This is a genomic window from Actinocrispum sp. NPDC049592, from assembly GCF_040675465.1.
In the GTDB taxonomy this organism is placed as follows: Bacteria; Actinomycetota; Actinomycetes; order Mycobacteriales; family Pseudonocardiaceae; genus Kibdelosporangium.
The window spans coordinates 276,837-296,291 of the sequence record NZ_JBFAPA010000012.1; the positions used below are offsets into that span (position 1 = coordinate 276,837).

17 protein-coding genes are annotated in these 19,455 nt (G+C 69.5%); 11 read left to right on the top strand and 6 right to left on the bottom strand.

The genetic code is table 11. The features are described 5' to 3' along the window. Window positions 1-2: 2 nt before the first annotated feature. The 3 genes from AB0J95_RS28945 to AB0J95_RS28955 form a co-directional block, all read right to left on the bottom strand. On the bottom strand, window positions 3-815 hold the full coding sequence (locus AB0J95_RS28945) for a carbohydrate ABC transporter permease (protein WP_364764448.1): 813 nt from the start codon (window positions 813-815) through the stop codon (window positions 3-5). Beyond that, on the bottom strand, window positions 812-1,666 hold the full coding sequence (locus tag AB0J95_RS28950; protein WP_364764451.1) for a sugar ABC transporter permease: 855 nt from the start codon (window positions 1,664-1,666) through the stop codon (window positions 812-814). Before AB0J95_RS28950 ends, AB0J95_RS28945 begins: the two co-directional genes overlap by 4 nt. 71 nt (window positions 1,667-1,737) lie before the next feature. Further along, the gene (locus AB0J95_RS28955) at window positions 1,738-3,033 is read right to left on the bottom strand and encodes a sugar ABC transporter substrate-binding protein (protein WP_364764454.1); all 1,296 of its coding nucleotides are present in this window, start codon (window positions 3,031-3,033) and stop codon (window positions 1,738-1,740) included. Window positions 3,034-3,168: 135 nt separating this feature from the next. On the opposite strand from AB0J95_RS28955, the gene AB0J95_RS28960 reads away from it, so the two are divergent. Next, window positions 3,169-4,149: a LacI family DNA-binding transcriptional regulator gene (locus tag AB0J95_RS28960; protein ID WP_364764457.1), complete on the top strand. Its 981-nt coding sequence runs from the start codon at window positions 3,169-3,171 to the stop codon at window positions 4,147-4,149. On the opposite strand, the gene AB0J95_RS28965 is transcribed toward AB0J95_RS28960, so the two are convergent. After that, window positions 4,120-4,944 carry an alpha/beta hydrolase gene (locus AB0J95_RS28965; RefSeq protein ID WP_364764459.1) on the bottom strand — a complete coding sequence of 275 codons (825 nt, stop codon included), beginning with the start codon at window positions 4,942-4,944 and terminating at the stop codon, window positions 4,120-4,122. The two genes, AB0J95_RS28960 and AB0J95_RS28965, sit on opposite strands and share 30 nt — an antisense overlap. Before the next feature lie 101 nt (window positions 4,945-5,045). On the opposite strand from AB0J95_RS28965, the gene AB0J95_RS28970 reads away from it, so the two are divergent. From AB0J95_RS28970 to AB0J95_RS28990, 5 genes are all read left to right on the top strand, one after another. After that, window positions 5,046-6,080, top strand: coding sequence for a methyltransferase (locus AB0J95_RS28970; protein WP_364764462.1), 1,035 nt, complete (start codon window positions 5,046-5,048; stop codon window positions 6,078-6,080). A gap of 9 nt (window positions 6,081-6,089) precedes the next feature. Next, window positions 6,090-9,002, top strand: coding sequence for an AAA family ATPase (locus tag AB0J95_RS28975; RefSeq protein ID WP_364764464.1), 2,913 nt, complete (start codon window positions 6,090-6,092; stop codon window positions 9,000-9,002). Window positions 9,003-9,107: 105 nt separating this feature from the next. Next, window positions 9,108-11,291, top strand: coding sequence for a patatin (locus AB0J95_RS28980; protein WP_364764467.1), 2,184 nt, complete (start codon window positions 9,108-9,110; stop codon window positions 11,289-11,291). Between the two features lie 11 nt (window positions 11,292-11,302). Beyond that, complete coding sequence (locus AB0J95_RS28985) at window positions 11,303-11,821, top strand: permease-like cell division protein FtsX (RefSeq protein WP_364764470.1); 519 nt, start codon at window positions 11,303-11,305, stop codon at window positions 11,819-11,821. A 63-nt stretch (window positions 11,822-11,884) separates the two neighbouring features. Next, window positions 11,885-12,550 carry a hypothetical protein gene (locus AB0J95_RS28990; RefSeq protein WP_364764473.1) on the top strand — a complete coding sequence of 222 codons (666 nt, stop codon included), beginning with the start codon at window positions 11,885-11,887 and terminating at the stop codon, window positions 12,548-12,550. Here AB0J95_RS28990 and AB0J95_RS28995 read toward each other — a convergent pair. Both AB0J95_RS28995 and AB0J95_RS29000 read right to left on the bottom strand, forming a co-directional pair. Continuing rightward, window positions 12,547-12,942, bottom strand: coding sequence for a VOC family protein (locus AB0J95_RS28995; protein ID WP_364764476.1), 396 nt, complete (start codon window positions 12,940-12,942; stop codon window positions 12,547-12,549). The genes AB0J95_RS28990 and AB0J95_RS28995 overlap by 4 nt on opposite strands. Window positions 12,943-12,951: 9 nt before the next feature. Continuing rightward, window positions 12,952-14,385, bottom strand: a complete 1,434-nt coding sequence (locus tag AB0J95_RS29000; protein ID WP_364764479.1) for a helix-turn-helix domain-containing protein — start codon at window positions 14,383-14,385, stop codon at window positions 12,952-12,954. A gap of 145 nt (window positions 14,386-14,530) precedes the next feature. Between AB0J95_RS29000 and pucL the strand changes: the two genes are divergently transcribed. The 5 genes from pucL to AB0J95_RS29025 are packed head-to-tail and all read left to right on the top strand — an operon-like array spanning window position 14,531 to window position 19,413. After that, the gene (gene pucL / locus AB0J95_RS29005; RefSeq protein ID WP_364764482.1) at window positions 14,531-15,355 is read left to right on the top strand and encodes a factor-independent urate hydroxylase; all 825 of its coding nucleotides are present in this window, start codon (window positions 14,531-14,533) and stop codon (window positions 15,353-15,355) included. Further along, window positions 15,352-16,218: an FAD binding domain-containing protein gene (locus AB0J95_RS29010; protein WP_364764485.1), complete on the top strand. Its 867-nt coding sequence runs from the start codon at window positions 15,352-15,354 to the stop codon at window positions 16,216-16,218. The genes pucL and AB0J95_RS29010 overlap by 4 nt, the downstream gene beginning before the upstream one ends. Then, window positions 16,209-16,682 carry a (2Fe-2S)-binding protein gene (locus AB0J95_RS29015; protein ID WP_364764487.1) on the top strand — a complete coding sequence of 158 codons (474 nt, stop codon included), beginning with the start codon at window positions 16,209-16,211 and terminating at the stop codon, window positions 16,680-16,682. Before AB0J95_RS29010 ends, AB0J95_RS29015 begins: the two co-directional genes overlap by 10 nt. Then, entirely contained in the window at window positions 16,679-18,943 is a 2,265-nt protein-coding gene (gene pucD, locus AB0J95_RS29020) for a xanthine dehydrogenase subunit D (RefSeq protein ID WP_364764490.1), read from the top strand. The genes AB0J95_RS29015 and pucD overlap by 4 nt, the downstream gene beginning before the upstream one ends. Continuing rightward, the gene (locus AB0J95_RS29025) at window positions 18,940-19,413 is read left to right on the top strand and encodes a nucleoside deaminase (protein WP_364764493.1); all 474 of its coding nucleotides are present in this window, start codon (window positions 18,940-18,942) and stop codon (window positions 19,411-19,413) included. Before pucD ends, AB0J95_RS29025 begins: the two co-directional genes overlap by 4 nt. Window positions 19,414-19,455 lie beyond the last annotated feature (42 nt).

The following is a 19,455-nucleotide window of genomic DNA, read 5'->3' on the forward strand; positions in this document are numbered from 1 at the left end:
CATCAGCCCTTCACCGCTCCCTCTCCGACTCCCCGGAAGAAATACCGTTGCAGCGCCAGGAACAACGCGATCAACGGCGCCACCGCGATGATCGTGCCCGCGGCGACCAGGCGCTGGTCGCTGGCGAACGTGCCCTGCAGGTAGTTCAGGCCGATGGTCAGCGTGTAGTTGCCGGGATCGCGCAACACGATCAGCGGCCACAGGAAGTCGTCCCAGCTGAACATGAACGAGAAGATCGCCACCACCGCGATGGTGCCCTTCACCGAGGGCACCGCGATCCGGGCGAACCGCTGCCAGGAGTTGGCGCCGTCGATCATCGCCGCGTCCTCGACCTCGTTCGACAGGGCCGCGAAAGCGTTGCGCATCAACAGCACGTTCAACGCGGACACCGCACCGGGCAGCACCACGGCCACCAACGTGTCGGTCAGCCCGGCCGACCGCATCATCAGGAACTGGGAGATCATGATCGTCTCTCCCGGCACCAGCAACGCCAGGATGAACGCCAGCAACGCATACCGCTTGCCGCGGAACTTCATCCGCGACAACGCATAGCCCGCCATCGCCGCGCCGACGCAGTTGCTGAACACGTTGGCCACGGCCACGATCAGCGAGTTCAACGCGAAGTCCCACACCGGGATCACCCCGGCCACCCGCGAGTAGTTCGACACCGTCGGGTCGGCGGGCAAGAACTGCGGCGGGTTGGCGTAGATGTCCTCCCCGATGCCCTTCAACGAGGTCGAGAGCTGCCACAGGAACGGCCCGATCGAGATCAGGAACACCGCCAGCAGCAACACATACCGCACGGTCCGGCTCATGAGTCACTCCGGTTGAGCCGCAACGTCACCAGCAGCAGGCCCAGCGTGAGCGCGAACAACACGAGGCTCAGAGCCGAGGCATAGCCGGCGTTCCCGCTCAGCCCGGTGCCGACCTGCCGGATCAGCATCACCAGGGTGGTGTCCTGCCCGGCCGGCCCGCCCGAGGTCCCGGACAGCAGGTACACCTCGGAGAACACCCGGAACGCGGCCACCGCGGACAACGCCCCGACCAGCACCATGGTCGGCCGGATGATCGGCACGGTGACCGAGAAGAACCGCCGTACCGCCCCAGCACCGTCCACTTCGGCCGCTTCGTGCAGCTCCCGCGGCACATTGGCCAAGGCGGCCAGGTACACGATCATGTAGTACCCCAGGCCGCGCCAGATCGTCACCAGCATGGCGCTGATCAGCAGCAGGGTCTGGTCGGTCAGGAACGGGATCGGCGAGGAGATCACGTGCAACACCGACAGCACGTTGTTCACCAGGCCACGGCTGTCCAGCAGCCAGGTCCAGATGAGACTGATCACCACGATCGACGCCACCACCGGCGTGAAGAACGCGGCCCGGAAGAACGCCATCCCGAAGATGTGCCGCTGCACCAGCAACGCCAGCAGCAATGGCAGGATCACCAGAAACGGCACCACGCCAACGACATAGAGCGCGCTGTTGCGCAGAGCGACCCAGAACAGCGGGTCGTCGAGCATCTTCGAGAAGTTGGCCAGCCCGGTGAAAGCCCCGCCGCCCAACACCTTCGCGTCGGTGAACGACAGCACAGCCGTGTTGACGAACGGATACACCGTGAACAACAGCGTCACCAAAAGGCCAGGCAACAGGAACAACCACGGCGTCACCGCGAAGTGCCTGCGTACCCCTCGCGAGTGGTTCCGGACGTCAGAACGACCGAAACCACTCACGACCGGGGTTACGCGGCTAGGAGCTTGTTGCATTGGGCGACCGCGCTGTCGAGGGCCTGCTGGGCGGTGGACTTGCCGAGCATGACGTTGGCCAGCTCGTTGCGCAGGATGCTCTTCATCTGGTCGGTGAACGAGACCGGCGTGTAGTTCACCGCTGTCGCGAGCTGTTTGGCCGCCGCGACCCGCACGCGGGCGTCGTCCGTACCGTCATCGGTGGTGAAGTACGGGTCGTTCAGGGTGCCCGTGGTGCTCGGGAAGATCGTCACGATCTTGGCGAAGGCCAGCTGGTTCTCCGCGTTGGTGACGTACCGGGCGAACGCCAGCGCGGTGGCCTTGTTCTTGCTGTTCGCGGACACCGAGACGCCCTGCAGGTACATGTTCGCCTTGCCGGTGTTGGTCATCGGCGTGGTGATGCCGATGTTCGCGTACAGCCCGGGCGCGTCGGTCTTGAAGTTCTTCAGGTCGTAGGCGCTGCCCGAGGACAGGGCGACCTGCTGGGCCATGAACTTCTTGCCCGACCCGGTGTAGGTCGCGGTCAGCGCCTCCGGCAGCAGCGCCTTGACGTCGTACATCTGCTTGAACAGCTCGGTCAGCTCGACGCCCTTGGCGCTGTTGAAGGTGAACTTCGTGCCTTGAGGGTTCATCAGCTCGACGCCGTAGAGCCCGAAGTCCTCGATGCCCGGGGTCTGGCCGAACATCGCGACCGCGCCCTGGCTCTTGGCGGCCAGCACCAGCGCCTGGTCCCGCAGCTCGGTATACGTCCTGGGCGGTTTGGCCGGGTCGAGGCCGTTGTCGGCGAACAGCTTCTTGTTGTAGAACACCGGCCCGGTATTGAGGTACCACGGGAATGAGTAGGAATCCCGCTGGCCGGGCATCACGAATCCCTGCCAGGCGCCGGGCAGATACTCCTTGACCGCGTCCGGGACGGCCTGGTCCAGGTCGACCAGCAGTTTCCGCTGGTACAGCGGAAACGCGAGGTCCGGCGAGAGGTTGACGACGTCCGGCAGCGCGTTGGCGCTGGCGTCCGCGCTGAGCTTGTCGGCGTAGCCGTCGGCGGGCTGGTCCAGCCAGGTGATCGTGGTGCCGGGGTGCTCGACCTGGAACTTCTTGATGACGCCGTTGAAGTAGTCCGAGTACTTGGCGCGCAGGTTCCAGGTCTGGAACGAGATCGTCCCGGTCACCTGCCCGTCCGCGGGGCCGGCCGCCGGGGCCTGCCCACCTCCCGACAGGCCGCAGCCGGACGCCATTAGGCCTGCCGCCAGCACCACCGCCGCCATTCGGCGGACCCGGTTCACCTGCTGCATCGCGGAGCTCCTTTGCGTAGCGATTCGGCCCCAAGAAAGCACTGCGTCCGGGGACTTGTCAACCATTCGAAAGGAGCCTGTCCGTTGTTTGACTAATGCGCTTTAGTTTCTCTACGTTCGTGCACTGTGAGGCGGGTGACGATCCGGGAGATCGCGCAGCGGGCCGGTGTCTCGGAGAGCGCCGTGTCGTTCGCGCTGAACAACCGGCCGGGGGTGTCGGAGTACACGCGCAGGCTGATCCTGCAGGTCGCCGAGGAGATGAAATGGCGGCCGAACAGCGCGGCGAAGGCGCTGGGCGGGGCGAAGGCAGGCGCGATCGGGCTGGTGTTCGCGCGCCCGGCGGAGACGCTCGGGGTCGAGCCGTTCTTCCTGCGGCTGGTGTCCGGGATCCAGTCCGCGCTCTCGGCCAGCTCGACCGCGCTGATGTTCCAGGTGGTGGAGAACGTCGAGGCGGAGACCGAGATCTACCGCCGCTGGTGGTCCGAGCGGCGGGTGGACGGGGTGCTCGTGGTCGACCCGAGGACCGACGACCCGCGGCCGGGCCTGCTGGCCGAGCTGGGGCTGCCCGCGTTGCTGATCGGCGGCCCGGACCCGACCGGGACGCTGCCGAGCATCTGGGCCGACGACGCCAGGGCCATGACGTCCATTGTGGAGCACCTGACCTCGTTGGGGCACAACCGGATCGCCCACGTGGCCGGGCTGCCCGAGCTGGTCCACACGCAGCACCGGATCGAGGCCTTCCACCGCGCCACCGGCGCCCAGTCGGTCACCACGGACTACAGCGACGAGGCCGGCCGAAGGGTCACCCGCGAGCTGCTCACCGCGGCCGAACCGCCGACCGCGATCGTGTACGACAACGACATCATGGCCGTCGCGGGCATCGGCGCGGCCGCGGCGCTGGGCCGGGCCGTCCCAGCCGACGTCTCCCTCGTCGCCTGGGACGACTCCCCCCTCTGCCGGCTCACCCATCCGATGCTCACCGCGCTGGTCCGCGACACCTACGCGTTCGGCCGGCGCGCGGCGCAGCGCCTGGTCGAGGTGATGGACGGGACCGCGACCGGCGACCTGGAGGACGAGCTGCCGCGGCTAACCCCGCGCGGCAGTACTCAGGAATGACCGCACGACCTCGTTGAACCGCTCGGGCTCCTCGATCCACGGGAAGTGGCCGGACGAGGCGAACTCCACCAGCGTCGAGTTCGGGACGTGGTCGGCGATCCGCAGTGCCTGCGGCGGCGAGGTGATCACGTCGTGCGCGCCGACCAGGACCAGCGTGGGCACGGTGATCCGGGCGAGCCGGTCGAACGAGCTCCACTGGGCGAGGACCTGCATCGACCGGCCGGCCGCCTCGGCGCTGTAGATCGTGTCCGCCATGGCCTCCCGCGCCGCGGCCGGATCCGCGCCCGGCCTGAGGTAGAACGGCAGCAGGTCGGGGAAGACCTTGGCCATCTCGGCGTCGTCCGCGGGCGGGTCGCTGACGATGGCGACCCACTCGTCCGGGGGCGGCGGCCCCTGGTAGGCGTTGGGGTCCTCGCCGGAGCCGAGCTGGCCGGCGGTGGTGTCGACCAGGATCAGCGCGCGGACCAGGCCGGGGTGCCGCAACGCGAACTCCTGGGCGATGAACCCGCCGTAGGAGTGCCCGATCACGATCACCGGCTCGTGGGCCACGTGCGTGGCCAGCGCGGCGGCGTCGTCGGCGAGCTGCTCCATGGTGAGCGTGTCCAGCGGGGGCCGCCCGGACCGGCCGTTGTGCCGGTGGTCGTAGTAGACCAGGCGCAGCCGGTCGGCGAACATGTCCAGCCCGCGGTAGGTGGTGTGGTCCACCCCGAGGCCGCCGTGCATGACCAGCGTGGTCGGGCCCTGGCCGGTCTCGGTGTAGTACAGCGTGGTCCCGTTCACGGTGACGTCGGTCATCGCCGCTCCTTTCGGTGTCACACCTGGGGCGCCAGATCCGGTCTGGCGAACCGCGAGCCCGGATCTCGCGCCCTTCTGGTAACCGGACGAAGGAGGACGACATGACGCGCACCACCGCTTCCCCCGACCAGGTGATGGACCAGATCCTCACCGAGCTCGGCGCCAGTCTCGGCGTGCTGCTGACCGCGCTGGGCCTGCGCACCGGCATCTGGCAGGCGCTCGCCGGGGCCGGGCCGCTGACCGCGGCCGAGGTCGCCGGGCGGACCGGCCTGGTCGAGCCGTACGTGCGGGAATGGCTGCTGGCCCAGGCCGCCGCCGGGTACCTGGAGTACGAGGACGGCCGGTTCACCCTGCCGGAGGGCGTGGCCGTGGCGGTCCTGCACGCGCCCGGCGGGGCGATGGTGGACGCGTGTGTCCACATGCTCGCCGCGATGGGCGCGGGGTTCGCCGAGTTCGAGCAGGCGTTCCGCGGCGGCACCGGGTTCGGCTGGCACCAGCGCAGGCCTGAGCACTGGTGCGGCACTGACGCGCTGACCAGGGCGAGCAAGGACACCGCGCTGTTCGCAGGCGCGATCACCGCGCTGGACGGGGTGGCCGAGGCGCTGCACAACGGTGGCAAGGTCGCCGACATCGGCTGCGGGTACGGCGCGCCGACCCGGATGATCGCGCAGGCCTTCCCGGAGGCGGAGGTGACCGGGTTCGACTACCACGACCAGTCCATCGCCGCGGCCCGCGCGCTCGGTGGCAACGTCTGGTTCGAAGTCGCCTCGGCCACGAACTTCCCGGGCCACGGCTACAGCCTCGTGACCTTTGTGGACTCGTTGCACGACCTCGGCGACCCGGTCGGCGCGCTCACCCGCGCCCGCGAGGCGCTGGCCCCGGGTGGCGCCGTGCTGCTGGTCGAGCCGCCCGGCGCCGAGCGGGCGGAAGACAACTTCACGCCACTCGGCCGGATGTTCTACTCGGTGTCCACTTTGATCTGCACCCCCAACGCACTGTCCCAGTCGGACGAGGCCCTGGGCACTTTGGCCGGTCCCGCCCGGCTGACCGAGGTGGCGCACGCCGCCGGGTTCGGCACGGTCCGCCGGATCCTGCCCGATGTGCCGATGCACCTGTTGCTGGAGCTGCGGCCGTAGGCTCGAGCGGTGACCTCGCTCGAACGGCTCGTCGGCCGGGACGCGGTGCTGGCCATGGCCCGCGCCGCGCTCGACACGGCGCTGGCCGGGTCGGCCCAGCTCGTGCTGGTCACCGGGGAACCGGGGATCGGCAAGACCGCCGTGCTCACCCGGCTGGCCGACGAGGCGGCCGAGCGGGGTGCGCGGGTGCTGCGGGCGACCTGCTGGGACGGCGGCGCCCCGCCGTACTGGCCGTGGATCCAGGCGCTGCGGGAGATCGAGCCGGGCCTGGTCGACTCGGTGCCGCGGGTCAGCACCGAGGCCGAGGCGCTGGACGCGCGGTTCCGGTTGTTCGACGCCACCGCGCGGCTGCTCACCCGGGCCGGCGAGGACAGCGGGCTGGTGGTGCTGCTGGACGACCTGCACTGGGCGGACGAGGCCTCGGTGCGGATGCTCGAGTTCCTCGGCCGCCACCTGGGTACGAGCCGGGTGCTGCTGCTCGGCGCGTACCGGGACCGCGAGGCCGACCTGTCCCGGCTGACCGGTACCGCGCAACGGTTCGAGCTGCTCGGGCTGGACGCCGGCGAGGTGGCCGCGGTGATGACCTCGATCGCCGGGAAGCCGGCCGAGGACCTGGCCGAACAGGTGTGGCGGCGGTCCGGCGGCAACCCCCTGTTCGTCCGCGAGCTGACCCGGCTGATCGCCGCCCGCGGCACCGCCGACACCATCCCGGACAGCGTGCGCGACACCTTGCGCAGCCGTCTGGCGCGGCTTTCCCACCCCTGCGCGGAAATGCTCGCCGCCGCCGCGGTGGGCGGACGGGTGGTCCGGCCGGAACTGCTGAGCCGGATGGGTTCGGCCGATCCGGACCTGCTGGACGAGGCCGTCGCCGCCCGGGTGTTCACGCCGGACCTGCGGTTCAGCCACGACTTGTTCCGGGAGACCGTGCTCGCCGAGCTGCCCGCGCGGCGGCTGGCCGAGCTGCACCACGCCGCCGGGGACGCGTTGGAGTCGTTGCGCGAGAACGGTTCTCCCGTGTCCGCGGCCGAGATCGCCACACACTACCTCGCCGCCGCGGATGCCGCGAAGGCCGTGCGGTACAGCACGTTGGCCGGTCACGAGGCCGGGGAACGGCTGGCCCACAACGATGCCGCCGCACACTTCCGGACCGCTCTGTCTACTTTGGACCTGCTGGAGTCGCCAACCGGGCGCCAGGAACTCCTGGTGTCGCTGGCCGAGGCGTTGGATCGGGCCGGGGACGCCCCCGCCGCCCGCGAAACCTACCGGGAACTGGCCGAGCTGGCCGCTCGCACCGGGGATGCCCGGGCGTTGGCGACGGCGGCGTTGGGAATGCACGGTCTGGGGTTCCGGACCGGGACCATCGACACCCTCCACCTGCGACTGCTCGACGAGGCCATCGACCTGTTGCCCGCCGAGGACCTGGCGATGCGGTCGCGCGTGCTTGCCGCGCTGGGCCGGGACCTGCGGCAAGGACCCAAGCCGAACCCCGAGCGGGCGGCCGTTGTCGCGACCGAGGCGAGTACTTTGGCGCGGGCGTCCGGGGATCCCTCGGTGCTGGCGTTCTCGCTGCTGGCCGAGCACGACGTGGCCTGGCAGCGCGGCAACGCCTCCCGGCGGCTGGCCATCGTGTCCGAAATGGAGTCCGCCGCCGAACAGGCCGCCGACCCTGACATGATCGCGCAAGCGGTGTTGTTGCGGGCCACGGCGTTGATCGAGCTCGGCTACCCCGACGGGCTGACCGAACTGCACACCTATGTCCGCCTGTGCGAAGGACTGGGGCATTCGCGGGGCCGGTACGGCGCGCTGACCCGGCGGGCGACGCTCGCGTTGATCACCGGTCCGGGCACCGAGGCGACCGAGCTGGCACACATGGCTCTCGAACTGGGTCAGCTGATCGGCCAGCCGGACGCGATCCCGGTGCACGGCACGTTGCACCTGTCGTTGTGCATGATCGGGATCGTCGGGCTGGAGGCGCCGGTCGGGCTCGGTCCCGCCGACCCGATCGCGCCGATGCTGCCCGCGATCCGCGCCGGAGTCCTGGTTGCCTCGGGGTCCCTCGACGAAGCCGCCGCGGAGTTCGCCGACTTCAGCCTGGGGACCCTGGTCGAGCAGCCCCATCCGGAGCTGTACGCGCTGATGGCGTTCGTGGCCGCCGCGGTGGGCTCGGCCGAGCAGCGAACCGAGATGTACCAACGACTTCTGCCGTTGGCGGGCCAGCACATCGTGGTCGGCGGGTGCGCGTCCTACTCCGGCGCGGTCGACTACCACCTCGGCCGGCTCAGTGCCGCGCTCGGCAACCACGAGGACGCCGTCCGGCATCTGACCGCGGCCGTGGCCATGCACGAACGGCTCGGCGCGCATCCGTGGGCGGACATCAGCCGCAGGGAGCTGGACCGGTTGGCCGCTCCCGCCGAGGAGTTCCGGCGCGAGGGTCCGTTGTGGACGCTCGCGTTCCAGGGCAAACGGGTCCAGCTGCCGCACGTGAAAGGGCTGGCGGACATCGCGCGCCTGCTTTCGGCGCCCCGGCAGGACGTGCACGCGTTGGAGTTGCTGGGCCGTCGTCCCGCGGCCGGCGCGGACCCGATTCTGGACGACTCGGCCCGCCGCGCCTACCGCAACCGGCTGGGCCAGTTGGACTCCGCCATCGACGAGGCCGCCTCCGACGAGGAAGCCGAGCGGTTGCAGGCGGAACGGGACGAGCTGATCCACCAGCTGGCCGCCGCCACCGGGCTCGGCGGCCGGCCGCGACGGCTCGGTGACGACACCGAACGCGCCCGCAAGACGGTCACCGCACGCATCAAGGACGCATTGGACCGCATCGACCAGGTCCACCCCACCCTTGCCGGACACCTGCGCGCGACCATCCGAACCGGGACACACTGCCGATACCAGCCCGGTTCCGACATCACCTGGCGGGCGTAGCGGGACGGTCACGCTCTGATGTTCACCTGTTCGTAGTCCGTCACACCCGTTAGACCACTCCCCTCCCGGCCGATATAGGGGTACAAGCCCTCGGGGGAGGTCGCCATGACGGATCCGGACATCACCGCGGTGCACAGCCTCGACCTGGAACGGCCGGAGCGGTACCAGCTCACACCAGGCGCGCCGTGGCTGCGGTGGACGCCATCCACAGCGGACACCATGGCCGCGTCCGACCCGGACGGTTATGCGGCCTTCATCCGGCACTCGTGCGACGTGACCATGCGTGGCGGCGCGACGAGCGGGGTCATCTACCCGCTGGCGGTCTGCGCGCTGGCCGAGCACTACCAGTTCCGCAACGTCGGCGGGGCGTCTGCCGGCGCGATCGGCGCCGCGGCCACGGCCGCCGCCGAGTACGGCCGGTTCGCCTCCGCTCCCGGCGAGGTGACCGGGGACGCGGTGCGGCCGGGGTTCGCCGGACTGGCCGGGATGATCACATGGCTGATCTCCGGCACCGGCGACGCGCGCTGGCGGCTGCCGCAGCTGTTCCAGCCGAAAGCCGGGCTGCACAAGATGTTCCGGGTCGCGGCGGCGCTGATGCAGGGCGCGGCGACCACCGGGCGGTCCCGGTTCGCCGCGGTGTTCATGGCGATGCTGTGCGCGATCAGGATTCCCGCGCGGTCGTTGCTGGTCACGTTGCTGCTGGCGTGGCTGGTCGGGCCGTACTCGGTGCGGTGGCTGATGCCGCCGGACGGCTGGAACGGTTCACTGTGGATAGTCGCGGTTCTGGTGCTGGCCATCGCGATCGCGCTGGGTGTGTGGGCGATGGTGAAGGCGAGCCTCGGCAGGATCACGCTGGTGTTGTTGCTGCCCGTGGTGATCGGGTTGAGCGGAGTGCTGCTGTACTCGGCCGACGTGACCGCGTGGCTCGTGGCGAGTGCGATCATCATCTACAGCTGGCTGTTGCTGACTTTCGCCGCTGTGGCGGCGTTTGCGGTGATCTATGGGACGGCCTGCTGGAAGGTGCTTGGCAACTACCGTGAGCACCGGTTCGGTCTCATCCCCGGCGGCGTCGCCTACACTCCGACGTGGACGGACCGGCGGTCCGGAATGCCTGCCTCCACTGGGGTTCCGCCGCTGTCGTCGTGGCTGGCCGACCGGATCGACGACCTCGCCGGGCGCGATCACTCCCGGGCGTTGACGTTCGGCGATCTCTGGCGCGGGCCGGGCGCCGAGCCGGGACCGGCCGAGACCGGCGACCGGGTGATCAACCTGACCCTGATGACCACGGACATCTCCGCGAGCAGGCCGTTCGAGCTGCCCTTCCACGACGGCGCCGAATGGCAGTTCTGCCAGGAGTGCCTGACGGGTCTGGTTCCCGACCGGATCGTCCGGCAGATGTCGGTCGCCCGGGTGGACGGCGAGTGCGCCGACCATCCCGGCGCCACGCTGTACAAACTGCCGGATCCGGCGGAACTCCCGGTGATCATGGCGGTGCGGATGAGCCTGCCGCTGCCCGGGCTGATCTGCCCGGTGCCGCTGATCCTGGACGGCAGGCAGCACTGGTTCTCCGACGGCGGGATCACCAGCAACTTCCCGATCCACTTCTTCGACTCGCTGCTGCCGCGCTGGCCCACGTTCGGCCTCAACCTGGAGGCGTCCGAACGGCCGGTCAAACCCGGCGACGTTCAGCTGCCGGACCAGGATTCCTCGGTGGCGCAACAACCCTACGAGGTCGTCGGCCACTCCGTGGTCGCGTTCCTCGACCGGATCCTCAACACGTTCCTGGACTGGCGCGACACCATGCAGGCCGCGCTGCCCGGGTTCCGCGGCCGGATCGCGAACATCCCGCAGGGTCCGGGCGAGGGCGGCACGAACCTGTTCATGTGCCCCGAAGTCATCGCCAGACTCGCGCTGCGCGGCCACGAGGCCGGGGCGAAACTGCGCGAGCGGTTCACCGCGGAGTGCGACGGTGAGGCGCCCGGGTTCACGCGCACCGACCGGTACCGGTGGATCCGGATGCGGTTGGCGTTGCGGGAGTACCGCGAGGTGGCGTTCCAGGCGAAGGCGCGGGCGGGCATGTACAAGCAGCGCGCGGCGCGCTACCCCATTCCCGAGGCGATGGCGGGCTGGTTCACCGGCACGGTCAAGCCCCCGGTCGTCGAGCCGTACACCGCCGAGGTCGACAGCACCTTCGACCACCTGGTGTCCCTTGCGGACAACTGCCTGCACGAACCGTTCGACGGCACGGCCCCGATCGATCCCGTGTTGCGGTTGACCCCACCGGAGTAATATCCGGCCCCATGAATGGGGGAAAGAAAAGACTGCTTGTCGGCGCGATCGCGGTGGTGCTCGTCGCCGCCGCGGTCGCCGTGGTGCTCATCATCCGGTCCACATCGGAAAAACCGGTCGCGCACGGCCCCCAGCCGCTCGCCGGCCATGACGTCTGCGGCTACAACCTGGTGGTCAATTTCAAGACCGATGACCAGATGCAGACCGCCGCCCCGGCGATGGCGGCGGATCCGCAGATCCGCCGGGTCTTCACCGAGACCAAGCACGAGGCCTGGCAGCGCTACCAGAAGATCTTCGCCCACCAGCCGGATCTCATTGCCGTGGGCAGCGAGCGGGCCTTGTCGCCGTCTCTCACCATCCTGCCTGCCGAGGGAGTCAACCTGTACGCACTGCGCGACCGGCTCACCTCGCAGATCACGCAGGCGGACAAGGTCAACGCCTACGGCCCCGGGGAGCTGGCGGAGCTGATGACCAAACTGCCGCCGTCGACCGGGAAGCCGGAGCCGTGCCCGGCGAGTGGGGAGCGCTGAGGGTTACTACCGTCCGTGGCGGGTTACCCCTTGCGTGTCATGTCACTGCGGAAGGGGACTCCCATGCGTACCACCGTCATCGCCGCCATGGCCGGGTTCGCCCTGCTCGTCGCGGGATGCGCCAACCAAGGGCAAAGCGGTGGGACATCGACGTCGGCCACTCCGTCGACGACGACCAGTGCCGGCACCAGTGCGAGCGGAACCGCTGATCCGGCCAAGGTGAAGTTCGCCGGGGAGATCTGCGGGGCGGTGTCGAAGTTCCTGACGCCGATGACCGCCATCAAGCCGGACACGAGCAGCCCGGCAGCGGCGGTGACCTCGCTGAAGACCCAGCTGGCGAGCCTGTCCCAAGGGCTGACCGAGGCGGCCGCGGACCTCAAGGACGCCGACACCTCGGGCGTGCCGGACGGTCAGAAGGCGGTCGATGACCTGCAGAAGACGTTCGGCCAGATCAAGGACGCGGTGGACCGCACCAGGACCAAGCTGGAGTCGGTCAACGCCAACGACCCGCAGTCGGTCAACGCGGCGATCCAGGACGCGGGCAAGGACCTGAGCGGGCTCAGCGGCATGCAGAACCCGCTGGACCAGCCGAACCTGAAGTCGGCGGACATGGCCGCGGCGGCCGAGCAGGCCCCGGAGTGCCAGCGGATCAAGGCCGCGATCGCCTCGCAGCTGCCCAGCGGCAGCGGGACGCCGACCAGCCCGACGACGATGACCACGACCAGCTAGGCCTTGTGGCAGACCACCTCGAGGGTGAACCCGTTGACGTCCTTGACGAACGCGGCGTAGTAGCCCGGGTGGTACTCGGGGAACTCGCGCGGCTCGATCTCGGACTCGGCACCGAGGTCGAGCGCGCGTGTGTACACCTCGTGCACGGCGTCGCGGGTGCGGACGATGAACGCGAGATGCTGCAGGCCGGGCAGTGTGCGGGAGTACTCGCCGGTCATCGGTTCGCCGTAGAAGAACACGTAGGTCCCGGGTTTGCCGTCGGCCGGGCGGTAGGAGAACTCGGTGTCAGCGCTGAAGAACGGCTCGTACTCCAGCATCGGCATGAGCACGTCGTAGAACGCCTTCGCGCGCGGCAACGAGGAGACGTTGAGGCCCAGGTGTCCCAGTGGCATGTGGACAGACTAAATCTGCAGGGCCATGTACAGATCCACCCGGTCGGCGAACTGGGTCAGGTCGCGGCCGGTGAGTTCCGCGATCCGGCTCACCCGATAGCGCAATGTGTTCACATGAACGTGTAGTTCCGCGGAGGTGGCCGCCCACGATCCGGAGTGCTCGAGGAACACCCGCAGGGTCCGGACCAGCTCGGAGCGGTGCTGGGCGTCGTAGGCGGTGAGCGGGCCGAGGATCTTGGCCCGGAACGACCGCCGCAGCTCGTCCGGCACGGCGGCGAGCAGCAGCTGGTGTGACGCGACCTCGTCGCCGACCACGATCGAGGTCCGGCTCGCGGACAGTTCGGCCAGCTTGCGGGCGTGCCGGACCTCCTGGACGGCGGTCCTGAGACTTGTCAGGTCCGGGCACACGCTCACGCCCATCCGCAACGCGGGTGAAGTGATCCGCAGGGTCTCCTTCAACGCGGCCACAACCGCTCCCGGCTCGTCCGCGCCGAGCAGCCCGAACGTCTCCCCTTCGACCGCCCCGACCAGGGCCGGACCGGGGAAGGACGCGAGCAGTTCCTCGATCACGGCTGGGATGCCGACCGCCGACAACACGACGACCGGGCCATCGAATTCCGTGGTTGCGAGCCGGGACTGAACCTCGGCCTGGGTCGCGGACTCCGACAACAACACCTTCAGCAACGGCCCGGCCGCGCGGTTCTCGATCCGGCGGGTCTCGTCGAGACGCGACCGTTCCAGGCCCACGAGCGTCACGAACTCGGTGGCCACGGCTTGTTCGTCGGCGTCCCAGGTGCGGTGGTCCCCCGCGATGACCAGGAACCAGCCGCGGCAGTCGAACACGGAGCATCCCGCGGCGAAGACCGGCAACCGGTCCGCCCGCAACACCCGCCGCACCAACGTCGTCCGCCGGTCGCCCGCCATCTCCGGCCCGGCGAGCAGCCGCCCGGCCGCGGTCAGCACCCACGCCGGGGCACCGAGCGCCACCGAACCCGCCTCGACCAGGGCGGACAGGCCGGCGGGGACGGCTGCGACCAGGCTCCGGTGCCGGTCCAGGCCGCGCGAGGAGGCCAGGCCGAGGATCACGCGTTCGCTGATCGTGGCGAACGAGACGTGCACCGGGACCGCGACCAGCGGGACCTTGTGCCGCTCGCACGCGTCGAGGACGTGCGAGGGAACCGGTCCGCCGCCCATTTCCGCGGTTCCAGCGCCCAGTGCGGTCACGTGGGCCGCGGCCAGGGCCGATACGAAGGCGTCCGAGGCCTCCGGGCTGTCCCACCACTCCATGCCGCTGAGCACCAGCTCGCCGCCGGACAGGTAACGGCTGGGGTCACGCAGCGTCGCGGTGAACACCCGGGAGATGACACGATCCAGCGCCTCGGGTCCCCCTGTCAGCAGGGTCAAGCCGAGGTCGGTCGTCTCTAACAGTGTTCGAAGGCGCACTGTTCTCCACGGTAACGCAGCCGCGTTTGGACGATCCTCCAAAAACCCCGTCCGGGCGAGCACCGGCTTTCGGCGATTTCGCCGCTGGCCGGTCGCCTCCAGCCGGCTGTTTACTGCATCACACCCGAACTCCGAGAGGAGAACCATGGCGATCGTGCTCGGCGCGAACCGGTACGGCAAGGCGGAGACCCGGCTGGTCAAGGTCGACCGGGACAGCGACACCCATCGGCTCGTCGACCTCAACGTCAGCACCGCGCTGTCCGGCGACATGGCCGACACGCACCTGACCGGGGCCAACGACAAGGTGCTCGCGACGGACACGCAGAAGAACACCGTGCTCGCGTTCGCCCGGGACGGGATCGGCCAGATCGAGGACTTCGGCCTGCGGCTGGCCCGCCACTTCGTCGGCGGCCCGATCCATGGCGCGCGCATCGACATCGAGCAGTACCCGTGGACCCGTATGGGCCAGCACTCGTTCACCCGGTCCGGCGAAGGCACCCGGCTCGCGGTGGTGAGGTTCGACGGCGCCACGGCCACGGTCAAGGGCGGGATCAAGGACCTGACCGTGCTGAACACGACCGGTTCGGAGTTCTGGGGCTACCCGCGCGACGAGTACACGACGTTGCCGGAGACCAAGGACCGGATCCTGGCCACCGCCGTCACCGCGAAGTGGACCTTCGCGAGCACCGACGTGGACTGGGCCAAGGCGTTCGAGACCGCGCGGACCAGCCTGTTGGAGGCGTTCGCGGACACGTACAGCTACTCGTTGCAGCAGACCTTGTACGCGATGGGCTCACGTGTGCTCACCAACGTCACCGAGATCAGCGAAATCCGGCTCAGCCTGCCGAACAAGCACCACTATCTGTGCGACCTCTCGCCGTTCGGCCTGGACAACCCGGGCGAGGTGTTCCAGGTCGGCGACCGGCCGTACGGGCTGATCGAGGGCACGGTCCGGCGGGAGGACCGATGAAGGTCTTCAGTCCGGACACGTTCGCCGAGGCGCTGGCGGTCAAGGCCGCGCACCCGGACGCGGTGCCGATCGCGGGCGGCACGGACGTCATGGTGGAGCTGAACTTCGACCGCCGCAGGCCGCCCGCCCTGCTGAACCTCAACCGGATCGCGCCGCTGCACGAGCACTCCGATGTGGACGGTCGCGTCAGGATCGGCGCCGGCATGCCGTACACCAGGATCATCGCCGAGCTGGGCGACCGGCTGCCCGGGCTGGCGATGGCCGCGCGGACCGTCGGGTCGCCGCAGATCCGCAACCGCGGCAGCGTCGGCGGGAACCTGGGCGCCGCCTCCCCCGCCGGTGACTCGCACCCCGCGCTGCTGGCCGCCGAGGCCGACGTCGAGATCGCCTCGGCCCGGGGTGTGCGGATGGTGCCGGCCAAGGACTTCTACACCGGCGTGAAGCGCAACGTGCTGGAGCCGGACGAGCTGATCGCGGCCGTGCACGTCCAACCGGCGACCGGGCCGCAGCAGTTCAGCAAGGTCGGCACGCGCAACGCGATGGTCATCGCGGTGTGCGCGTTCTCGGTCGCCTTGCACGCCGACCGCAACCGGGTCGGCACCGGGATCGGTTCCGCCGCACCGACTCCGCGCCGGGCCTACGAGGCCGAGGAGTTCGCCGACGCCGAGCTGCCCTGGGGATCGGCGGAGTCACTGGCCCCGGCTTTGGGGCGCCGGTTCGGGCAACTGGTGGCACAAGCCGCGGCCCCCATCGATGATGTACGTGGCAGTGCCGCCTATCGCACGCACGCGCTGTCGGTGATGGCCCGACGCGCGCTGGGATGGGCGTGGGACGACTACAGGAGGTCATCACAGTGCGCGTGAACGTGACGGTCAACGGCGAACAGCTGCAGGCCGACGACGTCTGGGCGGGTGAGAGCCTGCTGTACATGCTCCGCGAGCGGCTGGGGCTGCCCGGCTCCAAGAACGCCTGCGAGCAGGGCGAGTGCGGCTCGTGCACGGTGTACCTGGACGGGGTGCCGGTGTGCTCGTGCCTCGTGGCGGCACCGCAGGCGGAGGGACGCGAGGTGCGGACGGTCGAGGGGCTGGCCGACGGCGAGGAGCTGGACCCGGTCCAGCAGGCGTTCGTGGACAAGGGCGCGGTGCAGTGCGGGTTCTGCACGCCCGGCCTGATCGTGGCCGCGCACGACCTGATCGAGCGGACCGAACGCCCCACCGACGCGCAGATCCGCGAGGCGCTGGCCGGGAACCTGTGCCGGTGCACCGGATACGAGAAGATCCTCGACGCCGTCCGGCTCGCCGCCGCCCGTAAAGCCGGTGCGGTATGAGCGCTCCGGCCCGGTCCCCGCAGGACCTGCGCAGCGACATCTCCGGCGGGATCGGCGACAGTCCACTTCGGCCAGACGGGTTCCTCAAGGTCCGCGGCGAGTTCGCGTACTCGTCGGACCTGTGGCTGGAGAACATGGTGTGGGGCACGACCTTGCGCAGCCCGCACCCGTACGCCCGGATCGTGTCCATCGACTACGCGGAAGCGCTTGCGCAGCCCGGCGTCTACACCATTCTGACCTACAAGGACGTTCCCGGGGAGAACGTCTACGGCCTGAAGTTCCAGGACACCCCGGTGCTCGCCGAGGATGTCGTGCGCTACCAAGGCGAACCGGTCGCCATTGTGGCCGCCGACCACCCGGAGACCGCTCGCCGGGCCCGGCAGAAGATCAAGGTCTGCTACGAGGTGCTCGACCCGATCATCGACGCCGAGCGGGCCGCGCACGACCAGACTCTGCCGAAGCTGCATCCCGGCGGGAACCTGGTGCGCCACCAGCGGATCATCAAGGGCGACCCGGAGGCCACCGCTCCCGTCGTGGTGTCCGGGGTGTACGAGATCGGCATGCAGGACCAGGCCTTCCTCGGCCCGGAGTCCGGACTGGCCATCCCGGACGAGGACGGCGGCGTCCACCTCTACCTGGCGACCCAGTGGTTGCATGTGGACCAACGGCAGACCGCCAAGGCTCTGGGGCTGCCGCTGGACAAGGTGAAGCTGACCATGTCCGGGGTGGGCGGCGCGTTCGGCGGGCGCGAGGACCTGTCCATGCAGATCCACGCGTGCATGCTGGCGTTGCGCACCAACCGTCCGGTGAAGATGGTCTATGACCGCGAAGAGTCGTTCTTCGGGCACGTACACCGGCACCCGGCCAAGATGTACTACGAGCACGGCGCCGACACCGACGGGAACCTGATCTACGTCCGTGCCCGGTTGTACTTCGACGGCGGTGCTTACGCCTCGAAGACCCCGGTCGTGGTGGGCAATGGGACGACGTTGGGTGTCGGCCCGTACAACGTGCCCAACGCCAAGATCGAGGGCTGGGGCGTCTACACCAACAACCCGCCCTGTGGCGCCATGCGCGGTCTCGGCGCGGTGCAGCCGACCTACGCCTACGAGTCCCAGATGGACAAACTCGCGGCCGCGCTCGGGATGGACCCGGCGGAGCTGCGGATCCGCAACGCGATGAGCGAGGGCTCCACGACGGTCACCGGCCAGGTGGTCGATTTTCCGGCCCCGGTGGCGGAACTCGTGCAACGCGTCCGGGACATTCCCCTGCCCGAGCCACATGCGTCCGGCGACATTCTCAACTTGCCTGGCGGGGCGTCGAACACCACCCACGGGGAGGGTGTGGTCCGCGGTATCGGCTACGGCGTGACGATCAAGAACATCTCGTACGCCGAGGGCCTGGACGACTACTCCACGGCCCGCGTCCGCCTGGAAGTCATCGCGGGCGAACCGGTCGTGACCGTCCACACCGCGGCCGCCGAGGTCGGCCAGGGCCTGGTCACCGTGCAGCAACAGATCGCTCGCACCGAGCTGGGCGTGCAGCGGGTCACGATCCTGGCCAACGACACCGAGGTCGGCGACGCCGGCTCCAGCTCAGCGTCCCGGCAGACCTATGTCACCGGTGGCGCGGTGCGAAACGCTTGCGTGGCCGTGCGCGAACGTTTGCTCGACTTGGCGGACACCAGGTTCGGCATGCACATCGACGACATCTCCCCGGCCGCCATGGTCGAGATCCTCGGCGACGAGGTGATCGAGGAGACCCGCGAGTACCACCACCGGCCGACCTCTCCGCTCGACCCGGAGACCGGGCAGGGCAATGCCCATGTGCAGTACGCGTTCTCCGCGCACCGGGCGGTGGTCGACGTCGACCTCGACCTCGGTCTGGTCAAGGTGGTTCAGCTGGACTGCACCCAGGACGTCGGCAAGGCGATCAACCCGGACGCGGTGGCCGGCCAGATCCACGGCGGCTCCGCGCAGGGACTCGGCCTGGCCGTGATGGAGGAAATCCAGGTGTCGAACGGGAAGGTGCGCAACCCGTCCTTCACCGACTACCTGATCCCGACCATCCTGGACATGCCGCCGATGAACGTCGACGTCATCGAACGGCCCGACCCGCACTCGCCATACGGCGTGCGTGGGGTGGGCGAACCGCCGACGATCTCCGCCACCCCGGCGATCGCCAACGCCATCCGCGACGCGACCGGCCTGGAACTGCCCCGTGTCCCGATCCGCCCCGAGCACATCACAGGAACGTCATGAACCCCCAAGAGACCGAGTGGCTCAACCACTGTGTGGACCTGGCCAAGCAGAACGTCGGCGACGGCGGCGGCCCGTTCGGGGCGCTGGTCGTCCACGATGGACAGATCGTCGCCACCGGTACCAACCAGGTCACGCCCACCCTGGATCCCACCGCGCACGCCGAGGTGGTGGCCATCCGCCGGGCCTGTCAGGCCTTGGGAACGTTCAAACTGGACGGTTGCCTGCTGGTGTCGTCCTGTGAGCCGTGCCCGATGTGTCTGAGCTCGGCGCTGTGGGCGCGGGTCGACCGGATCATCTACGCCGCCGACCGGCACGACGCCGCCAAGGCCGGGTTCGACGACCGCGCCTTCTACGAGCTGTTCGACAAACCCCGTGACAGCTGGCACGTACCCGTGGCTCAACTGTCCTCGGTGGACGGGTTCGTCCCGTTCGCCGCCTGGCTCGATAACCCCGACCGGGTCGAGTACTGAGTGAACCCCGGCGCTGACCGGAGCGCCTGAAGTCCCCAAACG